The following is a 7,686-nucleotide window of genomic DNA, read 5'->3' on the forward strand; positions in this document are numbered from 1 at the left end:
CAGAATGGCGCAATCAAACAGAGGGGTCTGGCGGTCGATATATTCAAGATCGCAGGCAATACGCGCTTGCAAGTGATCATCGCTGCAGACTGGGCCGCGCCAGCCCTGAATTTGCGCCCATCCGGTCATGCCCGGTTTTATCGCAAGCCGGGCGGCATAATCGGGAATGCGTTTGGCAAATCGATGATGATCGGCAAGGCTGTGCGGGCGCGGCCCGACCAGTGACATGTCGCCGCGCAGCACATTGATGAATTGCGGCAATTCATCAAGTCCGGTGATACGCAAAATCGAACTGAGCGTTTCTGCAAATCGCAGGCCGCGTGCAGAAAGCAGGCGGCAGGTGCCATCGCGTAAAGTTCGGAACTTGAAAATGACAAAGATCCGACCCTCAAGGCCGACCCGTTTTTGCAAAAACAGCGGATTGTGAAAGCCAGATCCAAACAGCAAGACCGCAATGATCATCAGAACAGGGAAAAGCACCAGCAACCCGATCCCGGCAAACAGAATATCGCATGCGCGTTTGACGGATCGGTTATGGTCGAACATCGACCGATGACAGGCCCAGGACGGTTTTGACGACGGTTCTGATGTGTCGCTATGTCCAGTCAACTCCTGTGCCCCACCCCAGCATTCAAGACCCTGATGTTTCTTAACTCAGGGTAGATGTATTGGCGGCGTTTTCAAGTTTTTATGGTGTGGGTCTTTGGTCGGATGACGTTGCTTAAGCACTAATTTACAGTGCGTTAGCGCAAGGACGGAATACTTGAAAGCACCGTTTTCATCAGTTGCGGCTGTCGGTTCACGCCGGTTTTCGAGAAGATGGTCTTAAGATACGTTCGTGCCGAAGAATGCGAGATTCCGACCAGTTCTGCGGCCTGATCAAGGGCCAATCCCTCGGCCAGTTTTTGAGTCAGTTTGGCTTCGGATCGTGTCAGGCCAAACAGATCCATCAGATCGTCAACTGCCGGTGGGCGCTGCTGGGCCGGGTCGACCAGAATGATCATGAAGCTTTGTTTGCCATCGGCTTTTTTGGGGACCCGGCGAATGAGAAGCGACAGCTTTTCACCGTCACGTTCGAGCGAGAAGCTCTGGTGGCTGCGTGGAACGGTTTTTCCCGGCGGCACAAGAAATTTCGTCAGACCTTCCGGGCTTGGGTCAATGATCAGGCGTCCCTGCGGGCCGGAATGGACCAGTGAAGAGCGCCTGAGAACCTCTGCACCCTGTGAATTGAGATGCAAGATGGTCAGGGCCTCGTCAACCGCAATCACGCCCAGCTCAAACAGGTCGAGAAACTCGGTCGGCAGGGTATCTTCAATTTGGCCGAGACGGCTTTTGATCTCGGTTTCGATGTCATCAAGCATCGTCTCGAGCATGGTTGGCTTGGGATAGAAGCGAAAGACGCCGATTTCATTGACCGCCAGCAGTGCGGATTGCAGATCGGCATATCCCGTCAGCATCACAATGATCAATTCCTTGCGGGCCTTGCGCAGTTCGGCAGCGAGTTCAAGGCCGGTCATGCCCGGCATATGGATATCAAGGATGACTGCCGAAATATCCGGATCGGCGATGATGGCGTCACGCGCGGCAATCGGGTCATTGACAAAGACCCCCTCCCAGTCCGGGCGCAGGCGGGCAAAATTGCGGCGATGAGACGACAGAAGATTTTCGTCATCATCGACAAATGCAATCCGGACCGTCTTTTTGGCCGTCATCAAAAGCGCCCTCCACAAATGGGGATATTGGAGAAAGGTAGTCTGACATTAATCTGCGAACGTTCAAAGCTCCGCTATTTGTATAGCACGCATTTAGGCGGGGCTGTCTTGAGAAGATTACCGCGGTGATCGCGTTCCGGAGATGTCCATTTATGGATCAGGTTGATACACAACGGCCCGTCATTCTGATGGTCGATGATGATGAAAAGTTGCTGGCTGCGGTGCGTCGTACGCTGTCGGGCTGCTTTGAATTCATCACCCACACAGACGGGCAGGCTGCACTGGATTGGCTGGCGCAAAACCGCGACCGGACCGACCTGATCATTGCCGATCTGGTGATGCCGAACATTGACGGCATTTCCTTTCTCAAACAGTCAGCGCGCATGGCACCCGGCATCAACCGGATGTTGTTGTCTGGTAACGTCTCCAGCCTGTCGCTGCGTGAGGCGATCAATCAGGCCATGGTGACACGCGTTCTGGCCAAGCCGGTATCGGTCGCGGTCCTTAAGGAAGCGATTGACCGTATTCTCAATATCGGCGTGGTCGTTAAAAATGTTTCTTCAGGCCCAACGGCCCTGATGGTCAATAACGCCATTGACCGGGCAGACTTCCACACCGTCCTGCAGCCGCGTTTTCGTGCAAGCGACCTTGGCCTGTGCGGGGCAGAGGTCCTGTGTCGCATGCCATCTCTTGAAAAGGAATTTGGTATCGACGAGATCATCGAAGCCTCTCAGGACAATCCGGTGATCAACCGCCTTGGCAGTCAGTTGATGGCTATCATGATTGATCAGGCGCCGCGCTATCGTGCGCTTATGGGTGATCAGGCCAACCTTGCGGTCAATCTGTCGCTGTTCTCTCTGAAGACACCGCAATTCTTTGAGCTGCTCATTCGCTTCTATGAAAAGATGCGGATGCGCGGGGTTACCGTGTCCTACGAAATTCCCGAACGCCAATTGCTGTCCAACGATCTTGAGATGCTGGCCAATGCCACGCGTTTGCGCGAACGCGGTATAGCGCTTCTGATTGATGATTTCGGATCGGGGAACAATTCGCTTGATCTGCTGCGTCAGGAAGTCTTTGCCGGCATCAAGCTTGATCGCGATCTGGTGCGTGGCACCATGACCGATTTTCTCGATGATGCCTTTGTTGAATGGATTGCGCAGGTCTGTTCGAAAATGGGTCTTTCGATTTCCGCCAAGGGTATCGAAAACCCGGGTGTCGTCGAAAGGCTGCGGGTTTACGGGATTACAGAACTGCAAGGTTTCCACCTTGGTGTACCGGTGTCACTCGAAGAGTGGGAAGAAACCGCAATCATACCCCTTCAGGCATCTGGCTGATTGATATCGTGTCAAAATTCCCGGTGCAGGCATTGAAAAAAAAATTGCTGGCAACCACTGTGTATAATCGTGTGATGGAGCATGAAAAAAATGATGAAAAGCGCCCTTAAACTGTTTGCGATGGTGATCGCACTGATTGGATTTCATATCGCCCCGTCTTTGGCGGGGGGCACATTGTCCATGACCAGGATTGATGGCGAAACTGTTCATGTTTCGCTTGAGGAACTGATGGAGCTGCAGGCCACCGAAATCAATACCTCGACCCAGTGGACAAACGGAGTACAGAAGTTCCGTGGTGTTGCCTTTGATACGTTGTTTGACACCTATGGTCTGACAGCGGAAACCGTGCGTGTTTCAGCACTCAACGACTATAACGTAATGGTGCCTGCGGATGTTCTGCGCAACGATGGTGCCATTCTGGCCTATCACCTCAATGATGCCGAAATGTCGGTGCGCGAAAAGGGGCCATTCTGGGTCATCTTCCCCTATGACGCCGACGAGCGGTTTCAGACTGATACCTATTGGGCTTATTCCGTCTGGCAGGTAAAGTCTGTTGATGCAGCAAATTAAGTCATTTCTGTTCAAGCAGTCAGGCAGGGCCATGTTTATCGCATTGGTCCTGTTTGTCGTGCTTTACGGATTTCTGTCGACTGAGATTGTCCGCCAGCTTGACGACGAGCGGTTCAAGTACCGCGAAAATTTCGTCTGGGCGGTGTTTCAGGTGCAACGTCAGTTTCTTGTCGTGCAGCGTGACATTGAGGCTGCAATCGGCCGGATTGGTTTGTCTGATGATGTGGTTGATCGCGTCCTGCTGGAATATGAAATTCTGGTCAGCCGTGTCTACCTGCTGCGTGATGGCGATGGGTTCGAGGTGCTGTTTACGGTGCCGGAAGTCGCCGAAACAATCAAACAGCTTGAACTTCAGATCGACAAGATCGACGTGGCGTTGGCGACCATCACCGATCCTGAGGAAAAGTTGAGCGCGTTGTATCGCTTGCTTGAGCCGATGAACGACTCTTTGCAACAGGCGGTGGTACGAACAACAAACTTTGTTTCGGTTTACAACGCCAACAATATCTCGGTCGTGAAAACCGATATTCAGATACTGTCCTATCTGTTTTTCGTCGGTGTGGTTGTCATGGCAGTGCTGGGTACTTTCATGATCCGCCAGCGCCAGAAAATCTTTGCCGCCGATATGGCCGCCCAAAAAGCGCGCCAAGAACAGGAAGTGATCGAGGAAGCCGCCGATTACGCCAAGATGCATGCCCTTGGCACCTTGGCCGGCGGGGTTGCGCACGAAATCAACACGCCGGCACAATATATCCAGAACAATCTTGAATTCTTGTCCGATAGCTTCGCCGATCTGGTTGGCGCGATTGACCGCAAGAATCCCGATGAACCGGCACGGCTTAATCTTGATAAAGACAAGATCGACTTCATCACCGAAGAAGTCCCGATGGCGATTGACGAGAGCATTCAGGGTCTTAACCGGATTGCCGAGATTGTCCGGGGCATTCGCAAATTTGCCCATCCAACGACCGATTCCGTGGAGACGATTTCGATTACCGAGGAAATCGATACCGCCGTTACCCTGACGCGCAACCAGGTCAAACATATCGCCGACCTGGACGTTGTCATGCAGTCGGATGTCACCGAAGTCAGCGGGCGCAGGAACCACTTGTCGCAAGCACTGATCAACCTGATCGTCAATGCGTCACAAGCCATCCGTGAAACAGGTCAGCGCCGCGGGCGCATCGATCTTTTGGTGACGTCTGATGATGACAATGTCTATATCCGGTTGCGTGATAATGGCGCGGGTGTTCCCGAAAATATCCGGGAACGCATCTTTGATTACTTCTTCACCACCAAGGAACGGGGTGTTGGAACCGGTCAGGGATTGCCGATCTGTCGCAAACTTATTCAGGATGATTTCAACGGGGATCTGACCTTGTCCGCGGATTACACCGACGGGGCGGAATTTGTGATCCGTTTGCCGAAACCCGATCAAAACGCCGCCACTGACACCAATGCGGATCTCCTTGAAGGGCCAAGTGACCTTAATAGTTTGCTTCGGTAATCAGGCCGTTCTTCCAGTCCGATTAACGCCTGTTCCGCACCTTCATAGAAACGCATCGTCCAGTTTGGACGCCATGATAGCATGCGTCGCCGCAGGCCCCGCAAAACATTGCGGTCATCATCAACAAATATGATTGATGCGTTTTGCGAAATTGCTTTTTGACGTTGCCTAGGCGATCGCCGCCGACAGGCTGGCGGCATCACAGGGTTTGCTCAGAACGAAGGTCGCGCCTACAGATTTGGCTTCTTCATTGACGTTGGCGTCATAGAAACCGGTCAACATGATTTTGCGTGTACCTTCGGCATTCTTGATCTCACGGCGCTCGATCTCATAAAGCAATTCGATGCCTGACATTCCGGGCATCATATAATCAAGAATCACCACGTCGTAAGGCGTTTGTTTGCGGCCCGCCTGGGCCAGCATCTGCAACGCGATTTCGCCGTTTTCAGCGACGTCTATGTGCGTAGCACCGGCACTGCGCAGGACACGGCGAACGGAGAAGCGCACTTCGATACTGTCATCGACCAGCAGGAAACGCTTTTCGGCATTCGGCTTGCGGTATGCATTATCCCCTTTGCACCGGCGCAGTCCGTCGGCGATTTCGATATCATTCTGACTGTTTCTGGGCGACGCGATGTTCATGGCTTCGTTCCGGATCACTTTGCAATGGTTGGATCTTTAGCTTGATCACCATCTTCGTCATTTTCCGGTGCGCGCAATATCCCCATTTGGGGAGCAAACGAAAAACGGGCTGCACTTATGGCAGCCCGTTGGAAACACGCATGAATTTGGCGGTATGATCAGAATTCACGGCCGATCTTGTGATCGACAGAGAACTTTCCCCCGCCCTGAATAAGCACCGACAGGGCAAGAAGTCCCCACATCAGCGGCATTTCAAAACCACCCTCGTTCCAGAAGTAGCCAGCTGGAAGATGGGTTGAAACAGCAATCGCCATGAAGACAAGAACTGCTGCTGCCACCGGACGGGTCAAAAGGCCAATCGTCAGCAACAGGCCGCCGACAAATTCCAGAAGGCCGATGGCAAGGGCAAACAGGAAGCCCGGAACAAAGCCGATGCTTTCCAGCCAGCCTGCGGTTCCTTCGAGGCCATAACCACCAAAGGCACCAAATAGTTTCTGGGCACCGTGCGGGACCAACAGAAGCCCGGTGGTCACACGGACAATGACAGGCGAAAGCGGTTGCAGGGCAGACCATACATTGCCAAGGGCAGGGATGATCGAACGGGTGTTTGCATTATACGAAGTCATGGTCGTTCTCCTAACCATGGGGCACGCGGGTTTCGCGCTTCAGGCCGCCATGTCAAAAACAAGGGCTTCGGCGTTGTTCGCGTCCGAGAAGACAAGTTCGTCTTCATCCTTGATCGCAGCGCCATCGCCAGCATTAAGGGTTTCACCGTTTACCGTCAGGCTGCCGCGCGCGACCTGTACCCAGGCAATGCGGCCTTTGCCGATCTTGTGCTGGGCACTTTCGCCATCACTGAGATGGGCGACATAAAGATCGACATTCTGATGAATGGTGATCGAGTCTTCGCGGCCATCGCGGCTGCCGATCAGGGTCAGGCCGGAACCGGTATCGCGGCGTGCGATTTCCTTTTCCTCGTAACCCGGTTCCAGACCGGCCGCTTCGGGGATGATCCAGATTTGCAGGAAATGCACCGGATCGGTTTTGGAATGGTTGTATTCCGAATGGCGAATGCCGGTCCCAGCCGTCATGCGTTGCAGGCGGCCCGGACGGATGACAGATCCGGTGCCGATGCTGTCCTTGTGTTCAAGGGCACCATCAAGAACATAGGAAATGATTTCCATATCCTTGTGACCGTGGGTGTCAAAACCGGCACCGGGAATAACCCGGTCTTCGTTGATCACGCGAAGTGGACCCCAACCCATGCGGTTCGGATCATAGTAATGCCCGAACGAAAATGTGTGATTGGAATCAAGCCAGCCAAACTGGGCACGGCCGCGGGTATCTGCATCAACTTTAATAAGCATCTTCTACCTCCATGAGGTTGTCTGTTGTTGAAGACAGAATACCCTTTTCAATTGAGGAGACAATTCGTGTAATTATCGCCATTGTGTTGCATATTATGCGACAATCTGAGCCGACCGGGGCGATAAACGGGAAGACGCATCATGGACAAGCTGGCCAGCCTAAAGAGTTTCGCGCGCGTGGTGGAAGAAGGAAGTTTTGCCTCTGCGGCGCGTGCGATCGGGCAATCACGTTCGCAGGTCAACCGTGCGGTAGCAGCACTTGAAGATGACCTTGGCGTTCAGTTGCTGAACCGGACAACACGCAAAGTATCGGTCACGCCAAGCGGACAGGCCTTTTATCAGCGGGCGAAAGCCATTCTGTCCGATCTGGGCGACGCAGAAGACTCCATCCGCGAACATCGCGATCACCCTTCCGGGGATATCCGGATCAATGCGCCAATGTCCTTTGGCACGTTGCATCTGGGGCCGGCATTGGTCGATTTTGCCCGGACCTATCCCGATATCCGGGTCGAACTGTCTCTTGATGATCACTTTATTGATCCGGTGGCAGA

9 protein-coding genes are annotated in these 7,686 nt (G+C 53.4%); 4 read left to right on the forward strand and 5 right to left on the reverse strand.

Annotated elements, in window-relative coordinates; genetic code table 11:
- Both B3Z49_RS08260 and B3Z49_RS08265 read right to left on the reverse strand, forming a co-directional pair.
- On the reverse strand, positions 1-546 hold a 546-nt coding region (locus B3Z49_RS08260), incomplete at its 3' end, for a sugar transferase (RefSeq protein WP_296989833.1).
- Positions 547-743: 197 nt separating this feature from the next.
- Positions 744-1,712, reverse strand: coding sequence for a DNA-binding response regulator (locus tag B3Z49_RS08265; protein ID WP_296989836.1), 969 nt, complete (start codon positions 1,710-1,712; stop codon positions 744-746).
- Positions 1,713-1,864: 152 nt separating this feature from the next.
- Here B3Z49_RS08265 and B3Z49_RS08270 point away from each other — a divergent pair, with 152 nt between their 5' ends.
- From B3Z49_RS08270 to B3Z49_RS08280, 3 genes are all read left to right on the forward strand, one after another.
- Positions 1,865-3,049 carry an EAL domain-containing response regulator gene (locus B3Z49_RS08270; protein ID WP_296989838.1) on the forward strand — a complete coding sequence of 395 codons (1,185 nt, stop codon included), beginning with the start codon at positions 1,865-1,867 and terminating at the stop codon, positions 3,047-3,049.
- 90 nt (positions 3,050-3,139) lie between these two features.
- Positions 3,140-3,619: a molybdopterin-dependent oxidoreductase gene (locus tag B3Z49_RS08275; RefSeq protein WP_296989840.1), complete on the forward strand. Its 480-nt coding sequence runs from the start codon at positions 3,140-3,142 to the stop codon at positions 3,617-3,619.
- 31 nt (positions 3,620-3,650) lie between these two features.
- Positions 3,651-5,126 carry a sensor histidine kinase gene (locus B3Z49_RS08280; protein WP_296989842.1) on the forward strand — a complete coding sequence of 492 codons (1,476 nt, stop codon included), beginning with the start codon at positions 3,651-3,653 and terminating at the stop codon, positions 5,124-5,126.
- Positions 5,127-5,294: 168 nt separating this feature from the next.
- Here the strand turns inward: B3Z49_RS08280 and B3Z49_RS08285 are convergent, their stop codons facing one another.
- The 3 genes from B3Z49_RS08285 to B3Z49_RS08295 form a co-directional block, all read right to left on the reverse strand.
- The gene (locus tag B3Z49_RS08285; protein ID WP_296989844.1) at positions 5,295-5,768 is read right to left on the reverse strand and encodes a response regulator; all 474 of its coding nucleotides are present in this window, start codon (positions 5,766-5,768) and stop codon (positions 5,295-5,297) included.
- A 158-nt stretch (positions 5,769-5,926) separates the two neighbouring features.
- Positions 5,927-6,394 carry a DoxX family protein gene (locus B3Z49_RS08290; RefSeq protein ID WP_296989846.1) on the reverse strand — a complete coding sequence of 156 codons (468 nt, stop codon included), beginning with the start codon at positions 6,392-6,394 and terminating at the stop codon, positions 5,927-5,929.
- A 39-nt stretch (positions 6,395-6,433) separates the two neighbouring features.
- Positions 6,434-7,135 (reverse strand): pirin family protein, encoded by a 702-nt coding sequence (locus tag B3Z49_RS08295; RefSeq protein ID WP_296989848.1) that lies wholly within the window; start codon positions 7,133-7,135, stop codon positions 6,434-6,436.
- Positions 7,136-7,276: 141 nt separating this feature from the next.
- Between B3Z49_RS08295 and B3Z49_RS08300 the strand changes: the two genes are divergently transcribed.
- A partial coding sequence (locus B3Z49_RS08300) for a LysR family transcriptional regulator (RefSeq protein ID WP_296989850.1) occupies positions 7,277-7,686 on the forward strand: 410 nt, incomplete at its 3' end.

The sequence above is a fragment of the Thalassospira sp. UBA1131 genome (assembly GCF_002311515.1).
GTDB lineage: Bacteria > Pseudomonadota > Alphaproteobacteria > Rhodospirillales > Thalassospiraceae > Thalassospira.

What these genes read in the sequence shown, in the direction of transcription:
- B3Z49_RS08265 (WP_296989836.1), bottom strand. Translation starts at nt 1,712, where the DNA reads ATGACGGCCAAAAAGACGGTCCGGATTGCATTTGTCGATGATGACGAA.
- B3Z49_RS08270 (WP_296989838.1), top strand. Translation starts at nt 1,865, where the DNA reads ATGGATCAGGTTGATACACAACGGCCCGTCATTCTGATGGTCGATGAT.
- B3Z49_RS08275 (WP_296989840.1), top strand. Translation starts at nt 3,140, where the DNA reads ATGATGAAAAGCGCCCTTAAACTGTTTGCGATGGTGATCGCACTGATT.
- B3Z49_RS08280 (WP_296989842.1), top strand. Translation starts at nt 3,651, where the DNA reads ATGTTTATCGCATTGGTCCTGTTTGTCGTGCTTTACGGATTTCTGTCG.
- B3Z49_RS08285 (WP_296989844.1), bottom strand. Translation starts at nt 5,768, where the DNA reads ATGAACATCGCGTCGCCCAGAAACAGTCAGAATGATATCGAAATCGCC.
- B3Z49_RS08290 (WP_296989846.1), bottom strand. Translation starts at nt 6,394, where the DNA reads ATGACTTCGTATAATGCAAACACCCGTTCGATCATCCCTGCCCTTGGC.
- B3Z49_RS08295 (WP_296989848.1), bottom strand. Translation starts at nt 7,135, where the DNA reads ATGCTTATTAAAGTTGATGCAGATACCCGCGGCCGTGCCCAGTTTGGC.